The organism is Sphingomonas swuensis, assembly GCF_039538045.1.
In the GTDB taxonomy this organism is placed as follows: Bacteria; Pseudomonadota; Alphaproteobacteria; order Sphingomonadales; family Sphingomonadaceae; genus Sphingomicrobium; species Sphingomicrobium swuense.
In genome coordinates, this window is the sequence record NZ_BAABBQ010000001.1 from 2,568,428 (window position 1) to 2,582,408 (window position 13,981).

Below are 13,981 nucleotides of genomic sequence, written 5' to 3' on the forward strand. Positions count from 1 at the left end.
TGGCGCGCCGCATACCTATTCACCGGGGAGAGAATCATGTCCGACGGCAATGTCGCCGCCGATCAGCTGCGCCTCTTGATCGAGCGCATCGAGCGTCTCGAGGAAGAGAAGAAGGGCGTCGCCGACGATATCAAGGATGTCTACGCCGAGGCCAAGGCCACGGGCTTTGACACCAAGACGATGCGCAAGGTCGTCAGCCTGCGGAAGATGGAGAAGCACGCCCGCGACGAGGCCGACGCGCTGCTCGAGACCTATCGCAACGCGCTTGGACTGCACTAAGGTCTGGCTGATACCGGGGGGAGCAGACGCATGATCATCACCACCACTTCGACGATCGAGGGCCAGCCGGTCCACGACTATCTCGGCCTGGTCGGGGGCGAGGTCATCGTCGGCGCCAACGTCATCAAGGACGTGCTGGCCAGCGTCAGCGACTTCTTCGGTGGGCGCTCGGGGTCGTATGAACGCGCGATCCAGGACGCCCGTGCGCACGCCATGCGGGAAATGCAGGATTCGGCGCTTAAGCTCGGTGCCGACGCGATCGTCGCGGTGACCTTCGACTATGAGGTGCTCGGCAAGTCGGGTTCGATGCTGATGGTGTGCGTCTGCGGCACGGCGGTGAAGCTCGGCTGAGCCGGTGAGCGACCTCGTCCCGAGCACCGCCGATCTCGCCCGCGAACTGCTGGAGCGGATCGGCGACGAGCTCGGGCCGGGCGAGCGCTCGGTGCTCGAAAGCCTCGCCTCGGGGCACCACAGCCATGTCCACGCCGGCGTCGAGAATCCGACCTTCGGCCAAAGGCTGGCCGACCGAGTAGCCCGGGTCGGCGGCAGCTGGGGCTTCATCATCAGCTTCACCCTAGTGCTGTTCGGATGGATGCTGCTCAACACCGACGTGCTGAAGCACTGGGGAATGGTGTTCGACCCCTACCCCTTCATCTTCCTCAATTTGATGCTGTCGACGCTCGCGGCCATCCAGGCGCCGATCATCATGATGAGCCAGAATCGCCAGAGCCAGAAGGATCGGCGCGACGCACAGGTCGACTTCGAGACCAATATCCGCGCCGAGCTCGCGATCGTCCGGTTGCACCGCAAGGTCGACCTGCTGCTGGAAAAGGCCGCCGTTGAGCCCGGGCCGCCACGCGGCTAAAGCGCCGGCAGATCATCTGACAGGACCCTCATGGCCGGCCATAGCAAGTTCAAGAACATCATGCATCGCAAGGGCGCGCAGGACAAAAAGCGCTCGGGCATGTTCTCCAAGCTGTCCCGCGAAATTACCGTCGCCGCAAAGATGGGCCTGCCCGATCCGGACATGAACCCGCGTCTGCGCGCCGCGGTCAACGCCGCCAAGGCGCAGTCGATGCCCAAGGACAACATCCAGCGGGCGATCGACAAGGCGAGCAAGGGCGACGCGGAGAATTATGAGGAAGTCCGCTACGAGGGTTATGGCCCCAACGGCGTGGCGATCATCGTCGAAGCGCTGACCGACAACCGCAACCGCACCGCGACCAACGTGCGGACGGCTTTCTCGAAGAACGGCGGCAACCTCGGCGCGAGCGGGAGCGTCGCCCATGGCTTCGAGCGGCTCGGCCTGATCGAATATTCGGCGGCCGCCGGGGACGAGGACAAGGTCATGGAAGCCGCGATCGAAGCGGGTGCCGACGACGTCCAGAGCGACGAGGACAGCCACCAGATCTGGACCCAGCAGGACGGCATGCACGACGTCGCCAAGGCGCTCGAGGCGGCGCTTGGGCCGGCCGACGCAGTTAAGCTGGCGTGGAAGCCGACGCTCACGACCGAGGTCTCGGGCGATGCCGTGGCAAGCCTGATGAAGCTGGTCGACGCGCTCGAGGACGACGACGACGTCCAGACCGTCTGGGGCAATTACGACATCTCGGACGACGAGCTGGCGAAGCTCGGCTAGGCACCGGGCATGATCGTCCTCGGCCTCGACCCCAGCCTGTCCTCGACCGGCTGGGGCGTGATCCGCGCCGAGGGCAACCGGCTCACGCACCTCGCCAACGGCCAGATCAAGACCAAGGCTTCCCTTCCCCTGGCCACCCGGCTGGCGGAGCTGGCCGCCGCGCTCGATGCGGTGGTTTCCGAGCATCGTCCCGCCTCCGCCGCGGCCGAGGAGGTGTTCGTCAACCAGAACCCCGCCTCGACCCTCAAGCTCGCCCAAGCCCGCGGCGTCGCGCTGATGTGCGCGGGACGCGCCGGCCTGGAGGTCGGTGAATATGCGCCGAGCCTGGTCAAGAAGGCGGTGGTCGGGACCGGCGGCGCGAGCAAGGACCAGGTCCATGCAATGGTCGCCCTCCTCCTTCCGGGCGCCAAGATCGCGGGCGAGGATGCGTCGGACGCGTTGGCGGTCGCGATCACCCATGCGCACCATCTGGCAAGTGCGCGGCGGGGGGTTCGTTGATTTCCCAGCCCTCGATGTTTGCGCTGGCTCTGACCTGTTCTAATCCGGCGCCATGATCGCCCGCCTCGCCGGCACCCTCGCCGAACTTTCCGCCGACAGCGCCGTGCTCGACGTGCGCGGGGTCGGCTATCTCGTGCTTGCGAGCGGCAAGACGCTGTCCGCGCTCCCGCCGGTCGGAGGCGACGTCGTCCTGCTGACCGAATTGCAGGTCCGCGAGGATTCGATGACGCTGTTCGCCTTCGGCTCTGCGGGCGAGCGCGAGGCCTTCCGCCAGCTGACGAGTGTCCAAGGCGTCGGCGGCAAGGTCGCGCTGGCGATCCTCACCATCTTGACGCCCGACGAACTGGCGCGCGCCGTGTCGGCCGGCGACAAGGCGATGATCGCCCGGGCGAGCGGGGTCGGACCCAAGCTCGCCCAGCGGATCGCGCTCGAACTCCAGGGCAAGCTGGGCCTTCCCGCCACGCTAGCACCCGGCACGCCGCTGGCGGCGAGCGGCGCCACCAACGATGCCCTTTCCGCGCTCGCCAACCTCGGCTTCAAGCCGGCCGAGGCCGCCTCCGCGGTCGCCGCCGCCGCGGAGGAGCTCGGCCCATCCGCCACCCTCGACGCGCTGGTCCGCCTCGCGCTACGCAAGGCCGCGAAGTGACCATCGATCCCGACCGCATCACCACGCCCGAGCGCACCGCCGAGGACGTCGACGCCGCGCTTCGGCCCAAGCGGCTCGACGAGTTCGTCGGCCAGCAGGCGGCGCGCGAGAATTTGCGCGTCTTCATCGCCGCGGCCAAGGCGCGGGGCGAGGCGCTCGACCATGTGCTGTTCTTCGGCCCGCCGGGGCTCGGCAAGACCACGCTTGCGCAGATCGTCGCGCGCGAGATGGGGGTCGGTTTCCGTGCCACCTCGGGTCCGGTCATCGCCAAGTCGGGCGACCTCGCGGCGCTGCTGACCAACCTCGAGGACGGCGACGTGCTGTTCATCGACGAGATCCACCGGCTCAATCCGGCGGTCGAGGAGGTGCTCTACCCGGCGATGGAGGACCGGGCATTGGACCTCGTCATCGGCGAGGGACCCTCGGCGCGCTCGGTCCGGATCGACTTGCCCCGCTTCACCCTCGTCGGCGCGACCACGAGGCAGGGGCTTCTGACGACCCCGCTGAGAGACCGGTTCGGAATTCCGGTCCGGCTCAACTTCTACACGGTCGAGGAACTGGAAAAGGTGGTCCGCCGCGCCGCCAGCCTGCTCGGCGCTCCGGTCACCGAGGATGGCGCGCACGAGATCGCGCGGCGCAGCCGGGGCACGCCGCGCATCGCCGGGCGACTGCTCCGCCGGGTTAGAGACTTCGCCCATGCGGCGGGCGCCGACAGCATCGACATGGCCGCCGCCGACCGTGCGCTCGGTCGGCTCGAGATCGATGCGCTCGGGCTCGACGCGATGGACCGGCGCTACCTCCTGATGATTGCCGATCTCTATGGCGGCGGGCCGGTCGGGGTGGAGACGCTCGCCGCGGGCCTCAGCGAGCCCAGGGACACGATCGAGGACGTGATCGAGCCCTACCTCATTCAGCTCGGCCTCATCGCCCGCACCGCACGCGGGCGTTGCCTTAACGGCAAGGCCTGGACGCACCTTGGCCTCAACCCGCCTGCCGGCACTGCCAACGGCCTGTTCGACTAGGGAGTCACCATGTCGCTTCTGCTTGCTCTTGCCGCCCAGGCCGCCGCCGCGCAGCCCGCTCCGCCAGCCGCACCCGATTATCGCCGGAGCGAGCACTGGCTTTGCCTGCCCGGCCAGAAGGACGTCTGCAACACGCCGCTGCCGACCACCGCGCTCACTCCGCGCGGCTATGGCTCGAATGGCCCCAGCACCGTGGCGAGCGGACCGAAGCTCGACTGCTTCTACGTCTATCCGACGGTCAGCCAGGATCGCGGGATGAACAGCGATCTGGTGGTCAGCGAGGAGAAGGCGGCGGCGAGCAGCCAGTTCGCGCGCTTCTCCGGCGTGTGCCGGCCTTACGCGCCCGTCTATCGCCAGATGACCAGCGCGGCGATCGGCGCGGCGGCGCTCGGACGCGACATCATGCCCAACTTCGCCATCGCTTACGGCGACGTGCGCGAGGCCTTCCGCAACTTCCGCGCCCGCAACCGCGGCCGGCCGTTCGTTCTGGTCGGGCACAGCCAGGGAAGCTGGTTGCTCCAGCGGCTGATCGCCGAGGAGATCGAGGGCAAGCCCAACGCCTCGGAGATGGCGCTCGCAATCATTCCCGGCTTCAACGTGCTCGTCCCCGACGGCAAGACGATCGGCGGCACGTTCAAGTCGACCCCGCTGTGCGAGCGCGCGGGACAGCGCGGCTGCGTCGTCAGCTACGTTTCCTTCCGCACCAACAATCCGCCGCCGCCGGGCGCCCTGTTCGGCTATGCGCCCGCGCCGGGAATGACGGTCGCCTGCACCAATCCGGCGGCGCTGGGCTCGCGCGGCTGGGCAAAGATGGACAGCTACTGGCCGACCCGCACCACCTATGCGGTGCCGGGCGGGCCGATCCGCTGGTCGACCGAGGGCGCGCCGCCGACCCCCTTCGTCCGGACCGAGGGTCTCGCCTCGGGCCGCTGCGTCAATGCCGGCCCGCGCGGCTATCTGGAAGTGCGCACCAATGTCACGCCCGGGGCAAAATGGTCCGACCGGATCGGCGGCGAGGTCGGGGTCGGCGGGCTGTTCATCCCCGGCTGGGGCATGCACCTCGCCGACGTGCCGGTGGCGCAGGGCGACCTGCTTGGGCTGGTCGAGGCGGTCGCGCGCTAGCCCTCCAGCCAGAAGAGCTCGTCGACCCGCACGTCGAGCACCGCGGCAAGCGTCAGGGCAAGCACGGTCGACGGCACGAAGATGCCATTCTCGACCGTGTTGACCGTCTTGCGGCTGACCCCGCAGCGCTCGGCGAGCTCGGCCTGGGTTAGGCCGAGCTCGAGCCGCCGCTCCTTGAGGCAGGTGCCGAGCCGGTCATTCATCCTCGTCCAGTCCGCTCTTGCGGTTGAGCCAGGCCTGCCGGACCACGGCGGTCACCATCGCGGCGTTGACCAAGCCGTAGACCGCCTTGCCCATGTCGATTGGCACCATGAAACGGACGATCATCAGCGCGATCCCGCTGATCACCAGTGCCGCCAGCGCCCAGCGCGCAGAGTCGCTGGCGACCGCCTGATGCCATTCGTCGCTCAGGACCGCCCGGTCCCGATCGTTCATCCAGTGGAGCGGCGCACCGAGCACCACGACCAGCATGACGATCGTCACCGATGCCCAGGCCAGCGTGGACATGAGCTGCCGGGCAAGTCCCGCGTCGGCGGCGAAGATGCCGGACCCCTGCTGGATCACGACCAGCGGGATCAGCCAGATCAGCGACTTGCGCTGCTGTTCGATGTCCTCGGCGCTAGGCGTCAGATAGTCTGGACGTGCACGATACCCCATGGCGCGAACTCCCTGTAACCCTTAGGTGACATGTAACCTTTGCGTTACTTCTCTGTCAACCGGGGTTCCGTCGCGAGTCCGGCACGGCTAGAGGCTGCGGCATGGCGTCACCCTACGACCAGCCGTATCGCGGCGGCTTCGACGGGCCGGAGCATCGCTTCGCGCTCACTGTCTATTTCGAGGACACGGACACGGCCGGCATCGTCTATTACGCCAATTATCTGAAGTTCATGGAGCGGGCGCGCTCGGACATGCTGCGGGCCGCCGGGATCGACCAGCGCGGTGCGCTCGAGGCGGCAACCGGCGTCTATGCCGTCGCCGAGGCGCATGTCCGCTACGTCCGCCCCGCCAAGCTCGGCGACGACCTCGTCATTGTCTCGAGCCTCGAGGAAGTCCGCGCCGCCTCGGTCCGGATTCAGCAGAGAGTCATGCGCGGCGATCAACTCTGTGCCGAGGGGCGGATCACTGCCGCATTCCTCACTCCCGACGGGCGGCCCACGCGTCAGCCGCGGGACTGGGTGGAGCGGTTCGAAACCATTCGCACGACACCGAAGGAACACGCATGACGGGCGCCGTGCCCCCCGCCGACCTGATGAGCCCGCTGGCCCTCTTCCTCCACGCCGACGTGGTGGTGAAGGCGGTGATGATCGGGCTCCTCCTCGCCAGCGTCTGGACCTGGGGGATCATCATCACCCACGCGACGCGGCTCCGTAAGATCAATCGCGAGACCGATGCGTTCGAGCGTGAGTTCTGGGACGCCAAGGATGTCGACGCCTTCGTCGAGAAGCGGGGCACCGAGGCGCTGCCCTCGGCGCGGATCGTCTCGGCCGGCCTCGACGAATGGCGCCGCTCGGTCGGGATCAAGACCACCGACCGCTCCGGCGCACGCGAGCGGCTGACCAGCCGGATGAGCGCCGAGGTGGCGAGCGAGCTCGACCGCCTGTCCGACCGGCTCAACATCCTCGCAACCGTGGCCTCCTCGGCGCCCTTCATTGGGCTGTTCGGGACCGTGTGGGGTATCATGCGCAGCTTCACCGCGATTGCCGGCGCCAACAACACCTCGCTCGCGGTGGTTGCGCCGGGCATCGCCGAGGCGCTGTTCGCGACCGCGATCGGCCTGTTCGCCGCAATCCCCGCGCTGATTGCCTACAATAGGCTGACCCACGGACTCGACCGGCTCGAGGCGCGGCTGACCCGCTTTGCCGATCGCTTCCATGCGACGTTAAGCCGCGAGCTGGAGATGGAGCGCTAGGATGGGCGCGCCGGTCGGCGGACGGCGTGGAAGCCGCAAACGGGCTCCGATGGCCGAGATCAACGTGACGCCGCTGGTCGACGTCATGCTGGTGCTGCTGATCATCTTCATGGTCACCGCGCCGCTGCTGGTCGCGGGCGTTCCGGTCGACCTTCCCGAGAACCGGGCCCAGGCGCTCGACCAGCAGGCCCAGCCGGTGCAGGTGGCGATGGACGCGAGCGGCGCCATCTTCGTCGACGACCAGCCGGTCGCACTGGCCGCGCTGCCGCAGCGCTTCGCCGCGCTCGCGGCCGAGCCCGCTCCGCCCGAGGGCCGCCGCATCTACCTGCGCGCCGACCGGACGCTCGACTATGGCCGGGTGATGACGGTCATGGGCGAGCTCAATCGTGCGGGCCTCAACCGCGTCGCCCTCGTCAGTGTCGGGAGCGGCGAGCGGTGAAGGTCGATCGCGGCGAGGCAGGCGGCACCGGTGTCGCCCTGCTGCTGCACATCGGGCTGTTCATCGCGCTGACGACCAGTCTCGCCAACGTTCCGCCCAAGCCCGAGCCGCCGGCGATGGAAATCGAGATGGTCGACAGCGAGGAGGTCGCCCTGACCGCTGCCGCGCCGCAGCCCGCCGCTCCTCCGCCGCAGTTCGAGGCGCCCGCTCCCGCCGAGCCGACACCCGCGCCGCCCGAACCGCAGCCCGCGCCGGCGCCGCCGGTGCCGCAACCGGTCGCGCCGCCGCCACCCGCGCCCGTCATTCGGCCCGATCCGCCGCGAGCAGCCCCGCCGAAGGCGCGCCCGGCACCGCCCCAGGCTCGGCCGACGCGGCCGACGCCTGCGCCCGCCCGCGCGGCGCCCCCGCGTCCTGCCCCGGCACGAGCACGTCCGGCACCATCCCGCCCGGCCCAGCCGCGGCAGTCGCGGCTCGGAGACGACTTCCTCAGCGGCATTGCCGAAGCGCCCTCGACACCCGCGCCGCGCGCCGCGCAACAGGGAGCCGCGACCTTCAACGCGGCGGCCAAGGCCAGTGTCGACGGCGCGATCAAGCGCCAGATCCAGCCCTGCGCCGACCGCCAGGCCGCGCTCGGCCCGGGCGCCGACCGGATCCGCGTCGTCCTCAACCTTCGCCTCGACCGCTCGGGCCGGCTGTCGCGCCCGCCAACGCTGGTCAGGACCAGCGGGGTCGACGAGGAGAATGGCCGCTTCGAGGATCTCGCCTTCGATCAGGCGGTGGCGGTATTCCGCGCATGCGCGCCGCTGCGGCTGCCGGCCGAACTGTACAGCACACCGCAAGGTGGCTGGGGCAACATCACCATGACCTATCGCGCGAAATGAGGAGCCCTATGGTCCGCGTCCTTCTTCTCGGCCTGACCGCACTGATCGCCTCGCCCGCGCTCGCCCAGACGGACGAGCCGCCGCCGGTCGAAGTCGAGGTCGAGAGCGGCGGGGTCAACCAGGCGACCACCGTCGCGGTGCCCGTCATGCCGGTCGAACCCGGAGTCGCGCTGACCATCGGCCGCAGCATCTCGGAGGTGATCGCGTCCGATCTGCGCGGCACCGGACGCTTCACTCCGCTCGGGCCGGCCGGACTACCGAGCTATACCATCCCGCAGGCGGACGCGCCCGCGTTCGGCGAGTGGCGCTCGGCCGGTGCCCAGCAACTGGTTTCGGGCTTCGTCAAGGCGAGCGGGCCCGGCCAGCTGACCGTCGGCTGCTACCTCTACGACGTCGCCGCCGGACGCGAGCTCGTGCGCCAGGGCTTCCAGGTTAGTGCCGACAACTGGCGCCGCGCGGCGCATCGCTGCGCCGATGCCATCTATTCGCGGCTGACCGGCGAGGGCGCCTTCCTCGACACCCGCGTCGTGTTCGTCGCCGAGACCGGCCCCAAGAACCAGCGGCAGAAGCGCATCGCGATCATGGATTCGGACGGCGCCAACGTCCGCTACCTGACCGAGGGCGAGGCGACCGTCGTCACGCCGCGCTTCTCGCCTGACGGGCGCCGTCTGGCTTACGTCAGCTACCAAGGCCGGCGCGCCCGGGTCTGGGTGCTCGACATCGCGACCGGCACCAAGCGCCTGCTCGTGCCCGGCCTTGCGCTGACCAGCGCCCCGCGCTTCTCGCCCGATGGCAATCGCATCGCCTACGCCCTCTCGGCGGGCGGCAACACCGACATCTGGATGGCCAATGCCGACGGATCGGGCGCGCCGCAGCGGCTGACCAGCGCGCCAGGCATCGACACCAGTCCGAGCTTCTCGCCCGACGGGCGCCGGATCGTGTTCGAGAGCGACCGCTCGGGATCGCAGCAGCTCTACGTGATGAACGCCGACGGCTCCGACCAGCGGCGGATCAGCTTCGGCGGCCCATCGGCCTCGCCTTCGTGGAGCCCGCGCGGCGATCGCATCGCCTTCGTCCGCGTCGGCTCCTTCCGCGTGGGCGTGATGAACGCCGGCGGCGGCGGCGAGCAGTTGCTGACCAACGGCTGGCAGGACGAGAGCCCGAGCTGGGCGCCCAACGGCCAGTTCGTCATGTTCAACCGCTTCACCCGCGACGGCCGCTCAAGTCTGTTCGCGGTTCCCCTCGCAGGCGGCACCGCCCGCCGACTTCCCACTCCGCAGGACGGCTCCGACCCGAGCTGGTCACCCCTGCAGCGCTGACAAGGAGAAAAGACATGCGCAAGACCATCACCATCACCGCGCTGACTGTCGCGCTGACTCTCTCCGCCTGCGGCCGCAAGCCCGCCGTCGAGACCACGCCTCCGCCCCAGACCGGGCAGGTCGACCCAAATGCCGGGCCCGGCGCCGGTGTCCCCAATGACGAGGTCGGTTTGGTCGAGCTTCCCGGCAGCCAGTCGGCGCTGGTCGCGGCGGCGGGCTCGGACACGGTCTATTTCGGGACCGACCAGTCGGATCTGTCGCCGGAAGCGCAGGCGACCCTGCGCTCGCAGGCGCGCTGGCTGATCGCCAATGCCAATGTGCGAGCCAGTGTCGAAGGCCATGCCGACGAGCGCGGCACCCGCGAGTACAACCAGGCGCTGGGCGAGCGACGGGCCCAGGCGGCCAAGCTGTTCCTGATGGCGCAGGGCGTTCCGGAAACCCGGCTGCTGACGATCAGCTGGGGCAAGGAACGGCCGGTCGCGACCGGCTCGGACGAAAGCGCCTGGGCCCAGAACCGCCGTGCAGTGACGGTGGTGGTTCGATAATCGCCGCAGCCCTCCTTCAGGAGGGCAGCTCGCGAAGCGAGCGGGAGGTTCGAGGTCAATTCTCTCCGCCCTGGCTGCTGCCAGGGCACCTCCACGAATGCGAGGAGCGAACCTTATGCCGCGGCGCGCACGCCGCCGCGGCCGGTGAGCGCGAGCCAGGCCCGGGCGGACTTCTGAGCCTCGGCGATCTCGCGGGCGGTCATCTCGACGCTGATCTCGGCCCGGCAGGCCTGCCCGCGGGTGCAGCCGTTGAGGGCGGCGAGATTGAACCACTTGTGGGCTTCGATGAGGTCGACCGGCGCTCCGCCGATCCCGGTGGAGTAGGTCACGCCAAGCTCGAACAAGGCATTGACGTCGCCGGCCTCAGCATCCGCAAGGCGGCTGCGGATCAGGAACTCGGCACCCTTTTGACTGATCGCCATCTTCAAGAACTCCCCTGTCTGTTGCAGGCAAGCTCCCCCAGTGGCGTCATCAAATGGTTAACGAGGTGATTACCCTCTTAACTGTTGCTCCAAAGTGACAGGCATATTGTCGATCAGGCGCACCCGGCCAAGCGTCGCCGCCGCGAGCAACCGCATGTTTTCGCTCGGGCGTTCAAGGGGTTCGAGGCCGTCGGCATCGACCAGCGCGACATAATCCACTTCGGAGAAGCCTCCGGCGCGGAGCGCCTGTCGGGCCTGCTGCAGCGCAGGCCCGACCGCTCCGCCGCCGCTGATTGCGGCGGCTGCGGCGTGGAGGGCCTCGGGAAGCGCCAGGGCCCTGATGCGCTCATCCGCACTCAGCAGCGCATTGCGCGACGACATCGCCAGGCCATCGGGCTCGCGGACGGTGGGGTGGCCGACGATCGCGGTTCCAAGGCCAAGATCGGTCGTCACTCGGCGGATTACCGCGAGCTGCTGCCAGTCCTTCTCGCCGAAGATGGCAAGGTCCGGACGGACCGCCAGAAGCAGCTTGGCGACGACCGTCGCGACTCCGTCGAAGTGGCCAGGGCGATGCTCGCCCTCCCACCGAGACGAAACGCCGGCCACGCTGATCGTCGTCGCAAAGCCGTCAGGGTAGAGATGCTGCGGCGTCGGCAGCCAGACGAGGTCGCAGCCTGCCGCCTCGAGCTTCGCCAAATCCGCCTCCTCGGTCCGCGGATAGCGGGCGAGGTCGGCGGGATCGTTGAACTGCATCGGGTTGACGAAGATGGTCGCGGCGACCCTCGCCGCTCGGCGCCTGCCCTCGGCGACAAGCGCCAGATGGCCATCGTGGAGCGCGCCCATGGTCGGCACCAGCGCCAGCGTGTCCGTCTCGCCACGAACGCTCGCCAATGCGGGTGCGAGCTGATCCAACGCACGGATGATTTGCACCGCCGATTCCCCCGGTTTAATCCTGCCAGCCGAAAAGCTTGCCGCGCGTCTAGCGCCAGCGGGGGACAGAATACAGTGAGCCAGGTTCATACGATCGTCTTCGCCAACGAAAAGGGCGGCACCGGCAAGTCGACCACTGCGGTCCACACCGCGGTCGCGCTGGCGGCGGCCGGGCACCGCGTCGCGGCGCTAGACCTCGATCATCGCCAGCGGACGACCACCCGCTATCTCGAGAACCGCGCCGCCACCATCCGCCGGCTCGACACCGCTCTGCCCCAGCCGGCCTTCGTCGTGCTCGACGACCAGAACGTCCCCGCGCTCGAGGCGGCCATCGCCGAGCTGTCGCAGCAGGCCGACATCCTGGTGATCGACACCCCGGGCCGCGACGACGAGGTCGCCCGCGCCGCCATCCTCAAGGCCGACACGCTGGTCACGCCGATGAACGACAGCTTCGTCGACCTCGACCTCATCGGGCAGGTTAATCCCGACACCTTCAAGGTGACGCGGCCCAGCTTCTATGCCGAGCTCATCTGGAACAGCCGAACAGCCCGGGCCAAGACCGCGGGCAAGAGCGTCGACTGGGTGGTGCTCCGCAATCGCCTTCAGCACATCGGCAGCCACAACCAGCAGCGCGTCGGGGCGGCGATGGACGAACTCGCCCGCCGGGTCGGCTTCCGGGTCATTCCCGGCCTGTCGGAGCGCGTCATCTACCGCGAGCTCTTCCCCAAGGGCCTGACCCTGCTCGACCTCAAGCAGATCGGCGAGGCTGGGATCGCCCACATCGCGGCGAGGCAGGAGCTGCGCGAGATGGTCGCGGGACTGGGGCTGCCTGGCGCCGAAGCGGCGAAGGCGGCCTGATCCTCAACGCTGTCGTCCCGGCGATGGCCGGCACGATGAGGAGCACGCAACCTTCTTCCCATCTTCTCGTTCACGAGCCGTAATGACCCACAGCTTCCACCCCACCATCCTCCGCGAATATGACATCCGTGGAATCGTCGGCCGCACCCTGTCCGAGAAGGACGCCTATGCGCTTGGCCGGACCTTCGCTGCCGAGGGCCGGGAGCAAAGCGCCAGGCGTCTCGCCGTCGGACGTGACGGTCGCGAGCATTCGCCGCTGCTCGAAGAGGCGCTGGTCCGAGGCCTGACCGAAGGCGGGATGGACGTCGTGCGGGTCGGCCAGGGGCCCTCGCCGATGCTCTACTGGGCGGTGTCCGAGCTCGATGTCGACGGCGGCATCCAGATCACCGGAAGCCACAATCCGGCCGACTACAACGGGTTCAAGATGCTCCTTCCGGGCGGCTCGGTGTTCGGCGCGGCGATCAAGGCGCTCGGGGACCGCGCGGCCGAGGGTCGCTGGAGCGAGGGCGAAGGTAAGGTAGAGGACGTCGACATCATCGACCGCTACGTCGCGCGCCTGGTCGAGGATTTCGCCGGCGGCGAGTATCGCATCGGCTGGGACGCCGGCAATGGCGCCGCCGGTCCGGCGCTCGAAAAGCTGATCAAGCTCCTTCCGGGCGAGCACCACACCATCTTCACCGATGTCGACGGAAGCTTTCCCAACCACCATCCCGACCCGACGGTCGAGAAGAACCTCGAGCATCTGAAGGCGCTGGTGCGCGAGAAGAACCTCGATTTCGGGATCGCTTTCGACGGCGACGGCGACCGGATCGGCGCGGTCGACGGCCAGGGCCGGGTGATTTGGGGCGACCAGTTGCTGATGATCCTCGCCGGGCCCGTGCTCAAGGAGCAGCCCGGCGCGACGATCATCGCCGACGTCAAGGCAAGCCAGACCCTGTTCGACGGCATCGCCGCGCTCGGCGGGACCCCGCTGATGTGGAAGACCGGGCACAGCCTGATCAAGAGCAAGATGAAGGAGACCGGCGCGCCGCTCGCGGGTGAGATGAGCGGCCACATCTTCTTCAAGCACCGCTGGTACGGCTTCGACGATGCGCTCTACGCCAGCGTCCGGCTGATCGAAGCGATTGCTGAGGCGGGCAAGAGCCTGACCGAATTGCGCGATGCGATGCCGACGAGCCTCGCCACCCCCGAGATGCGCTTCCCGGTCGACGAGAGCCGCAAGTTTGCGGTGGTCGAGGAAGTCCGCGACCGGCTTTCGGCCGACGGCGCGAAGGTCGACGCCACCGACGGCGTCCGGGTCAGCACGCCCGAAGGCTGGTGGCTGCTTCGCGCGTCGAACACGCAGGACGTGCTGGTTGCCCGCGCCGAAGCCAGCGACCAGCGCGGGCTCGACCTGCTGGTGACCGAGATCGACCAGCAGCTCGCCCTGTCGGACGTCGAGCGGACCGACGGCGACCACTAGGGCCACCCCG

General features: G+C 68.9%; 20 protein-coding genes. 16 read left to right on the plus strand and 4 right to left on the minus strand.

Features of this window, described 5'->3' with window-relative positions:
- Positions 1–36 precede the first annotated feature (36 nt).
- From ABD727_RS12855 to ABD727_RS12890, 8 genes are read left to right on the plus strand one after another with little or no spacing between them, the layout of a single operon-like run.
- Positions 37–279: a DUF2312 domain-containing protein gene (locus tag ABD727_RS12855; protein ID WP_168067340.1), complete on the plus strand. Its 243-nt coding sequence runs from the start codon at positions 37–39 to the stop codon at positions 277–279.
- A gap of 30 nt (positions 280–309) precedes the next feature.
- Positions 310–630, plus strand: coding sequence for a heavy metal-binding domain-containing protein (locus ABD727_RS12860; protein ID WP_344707784.1), 321 nt, complete (start codon positions 310–312; stop codon positions 628–630).
- A gap of 4 nt (positions 631–634) precedes the next feature.
- The gene (locus tag ABD727_RS12865; protein ID WP_344707785.1) at positions 635–1,144 is read left to right on the plus strand and encodes a DUF1003 domain-containing protein; all 510 of its coding nucleotides are present in this window, start codon (positions 635–637) and stop codon (positions 1,142–1,144) included.
- Positions 1,145–1,174: 30 nt separating this feature from the next.
- Positions 1,175–1,918 (plus strand): YebC/PmpR family DNA-binding transcriptional regulator, encoded by a 744-nt coding sequence (locus ABD727_RS12870; RefSeq protein WP_344707786.1) that lies wholly within the window; start codon positions 1,175–1,177, stop codon positions 1,916–1,918.
- Positions 1,919–1,927: 9 nt separating this feature from the next.
- Positions 1,928–2,416, plus strand: a complete 489-nt coding sequence (ruvC, locus tag ABD727_RS12875; RefSeq protein ID WP_344707787.1) for a crossover junction endodeoxyribonuclease RuvC — start codon at positions 1,928–1,930, stop codon at positions 2,414–2,416.
- 52 nt (positions 2,417–2,468) lie between these two features.
- Entirely contained in the window at positions 2,469–3,062 is a 594-nt protein-coding gene (gene ruvA / locus ABD727_RS12880; protein ID WP_344707788.1) for a Holliday junction branch migration protein RuvA, read from the plus strand.
- A gap of 2 nt (positions 3,063–3,064) precedes the next feature.
- Positions 3,065–4,084 carry a Holliday junction branch migration DNA helicase RuvB gene (gene ruvB / locus ABD727_RS12885; RefSeq protein WP_344708084.1) on the plus strand — a complete coding sequence of 340 codons (1,020 nt, stop codon included), beginning with the start codon at positions 3,065–3,067 and terminating at the stop codon, positions 4,082–4,084.
- Between the two features lie 9 nt (positions 4,085–4,093).
- Positions 4,094–5,206, plus strand: coding sequence for a DUF3089 domain-containing protein (locus ABD727_RS12890; protein WP_344707789.1), 1,113 nt, complete (start codon positions 4,094–4,096; stop codon positions 5,204–5,206).
- Here the strand turns inward: ABD727_RS12890 and ABD727_RS12895 are convergent.
- Positions 5,203–5,409 carry a helix-turn-helix transcriptional regulator gene (locus ABD727_RS12895; RefSeq protein ID WP_344707790.1) on the minus strand — a complete coding sequence of 69 codons (207 nt, stop codon included), beginning with the start codon at positions 5,407–5,409 and terminating at the stop codon, positions 5,203–5,205. The genes ABD727_RS12890 and ABD727_RS12895 overlap by 4 nt on opposite strands.
- Positions 5,402–5,863, minus strand: coding sequence for a hypothetical protein (locus tag ABD727_RS12900; RefSeq protein WP_344707791.1), 462 nt, complete (start codon positions 5,861–5,863; stop codon positions 5,402–5,404). The genes ABD727_RS12895 and ABD727_RS12900 overlap by 8 nt, the downstream gene beginning before the upstream one ends.
- A 101-nt stretch (positions 5,864–5,964) precedes the next feature.
- On the opposite strand from ABD727_RS12900, the gene ABD727_RS12905 reads away from it, so the two are divergent.
- From ABD727_RS12905 to pal, 6 genes are read left to right on the plus strand one after another with little or no spacing between them, the layout of a single operon-like run.
- Positions 5,965–6,429, plus strand: coding sequence for a YbgC/FadM family acyl-CoA thioesterase (locus ABD727_RS12905; RefSeq protein ID WP_344707792.1), 465 nt, complete (start codon positions 5,965–5,967; stop codon positions 6,427–6,429).
- Entirely contained in the window at positions 6,426–7,115 is a 690-nt protein-coding gene (gene tolQ, locus ABD727_RS12910) for a protein TolQ (protein WP_344707793.1), read from the plus strand. Before ABD727_RS12905 ends, tolQ begins: the two co-directional genes overlap by 4 nt.
- Before the next feature lies 1 nt (position 7,116).
- Complete coding sequence (locus ABD727_RS12915) at positions 7,117–7,554, plus strand: ExbD/TolR family protein (RefSeq protein ID WP_344707794.1); 438 nt, start codon at positions 7,117–7,119, stop codon at positions 7,552–7,554.
- Entirely contained in the window at positions 7,551–8,435 is an 885-nt protein-coding gene (locus ABD727_RS12920) for a cell envelope biogenesis protein TolA (protein ID WP_344707795.1), read from the plus strand. The genes ABD727_RS12915 and ABD727_RS12920 overlap by 4 nt, the downstream gene beginning before the upstream one ends.
- A gap of 8 nt (positions 8,436–8,443) precedes the next feature.
- The gene (gene tolB / locus ABD727_RS12925; RefSeq protein ID WP_344707796.1) at positions 8,444–9,754 is read left to right on the plus strand and encodes a Tol-Pal system beta propeller repeat protein TolB; all 1,311 of its coding nucleotides are present in this window, start codon (positions 8,444–8,446) and stop codon (positions 9,752–9,754) included.
- A gap of 14 nt (positions 9,755–9,768) precedes the next feature.
- Positions 9,769–10,299: a peptidoglycan-associated lipoprotein Pal gene (pal, locus tag ABD727_RS12930; protein ID WP_344707797.1), complete on the plus strand. Its 531-nt coding sequence runs from the start codon at positions 9,769–9,771 to the stop codon at positions 10,297–10,299.
- Between the two features lie 113 nt (positions 10,300–10,412).
- On the opposite strand, the gene ABD727_RS12935 is transcribed toward pal, so the two are convergent.
- The gene (locus tag ABD727_RS12935) at positions 10,413–10,721 is read right to left on the minus strand and encodes an SEL1-like repeat protein (RefSeq protein ID WP_344707798.1); all 309 of its coding nucleotides are present in this window, start codon (positions 10,719–10,721) and stop codon (positions 10,413–10,415) included.
- A gap of 69 nt (positions 10,722–10,790) precedes the next feature.
- Entirely contained in the window at positions 10,791–11,651 is an 861-nt protein-coding gene (panC, locus tag ABD727_RS12940; protein ID WP_344707800.1) for a pantoate--beta-alanine ligase, read from the minus strand.
- A 75-nt stretch (positions 11,652–11,726) separates the two neighbouring features.
- On the opposite strand from panC, the gene ABD727_RS12945 reads away from it, so the two are divergent.
- Together ABD727_RS12945 and pgmG are read left to right on the plus strand one after the other, a co-directional pair.
- A complete protein-coding gene (locus tag ABD727_RS12945) occupies positions 11,727–12,509 on the plus strand; it encodes a division plane positioning ATPase MipZ (RefSeq protein WP_344707801.1) in 783 nt (260 codons plus the stop codon).
- Positions 12,510–12,591: 82 nt separating this feature from the next.
- Positions 12,592–13,971, plus strand: coding sequence for a phosphoglucomutase/phosphomannomutase PgmG (gene pgmG, locus ABD727_RS12950; RefSeq protein WP_344707802.1), 1,380 nt, complete (start codon positions 12,592–12,594; stop codon positions 13,969–13,971).
- Positions 13,972–13,981: the final 10 nt, after the last annotated feature.

Excerpts from the sequence above, each read along its gene's own strand:
- ruvC (WP_344707787.1), top strand. The coding sequence starts at position 1,928 with ATGATCGTCCTCGGCCTCGACCCCAGCCTGTCCTCGACCGGCTGGGGC.
- ruvA (WP_344707788.1), top strand. The coding sequence starts at position 2,469 with ATGATCGCCCGCCTCGCCGGCACCCTCGCCGAACTTTCCGCCGACAGC.
- ABD727_RS12915 (WP_344707794.1), top strand. The coding sequence starts at position 7,117 with ATGGGCGCGCCGGTCGGCGGACGGCGTGGAAGCCGCAAACGGGCTCCG.
- pgmG (WP_344707802.1), top strand. The coding sequence starts at position 12,592 with ATGACCCACAGCTTCCACCCCACCATCCTCCGCGAATATGACATCCGT.
- ABD727_RS12890 (WP_344707789.1), top strand. The coding sequence starts at position 4,094 with ATGTCGCTTCTGCTTGCTCTTGCCGCCCAGGCCGCCGCCGCGCAGCCC.
- ABD727_RS12870 (WP_344707786.1), top strand. The coding sequence starts at position 1,175 with ATGGCCGGCCATAGCAAGTTCAAGAACATCATGCATCGCAAGGGCGCG.
- ABD727_RS12905 (WP_344707792.1), top strand. The coding sequence starts at position 5,965 with ATGGCGTCACCCTACGACCAGCCGTATCGCGGCGGCTTCGACGGGCCG.
- ABD727_RS12900 (WP_344707791.1), bottom strand. The coding sequence starts at position 5,863 with ATGGGGTATCGTGCACGTCCAGACTATCTGACGCCTAGCGCCGAGGAC.
- ABD727_RS12935 (WP_344707798.1), bottom strand. The coding sequence starts at position 10,721 with ATGGCGATCAGTCAAAAGGGTGCCGAGTTCCTGATCCGCAGCCGCCTT.
- tolB (WP_344707796.1), top strand. The coding sequence starts at position 8,444 with ATGGTCCGCGTCCTTCTTCTCGGCCTGACCGCACTGATCGCCTCGCCC.
- ABD727_RS12855 (WP_168067340.1), top strand. The coding sequence starts at position 37 with ATGTCCGACGGCAATGTCGCCGCCGATCAGCTGCGCCTCTTGATCGAG.
- ABD727_RS12860 (WP_344707784.1), top strand. The coding sequence starts at position 310 with ATGATCATCACCACCACTTCGACGATCGAGGGCCAGCCGGTCCACGAC.
- ABD727_RS12895 (WP_344707790.1), bottom strand. The coding sequence starts at position 5,409 with ATGAATGACCGGCTCGGCACCTGCCTCAAGGAGCGGCGGCTCGAGCTC.
- pal (WP_344707797.1), top strand. The coding sequence starts at position 9,769 with ATGCGCAAGACCATCACCATCACCGCGCTGACTGTCGCGCTGACTCTC.
- tolQ (WP_344707793.1), top strand. The coding sequence starts at position 6,426 with ATGACGGGCGCCGTGCCCCCCGCCGACCTGATGAGCCCGCTGGCCCTC.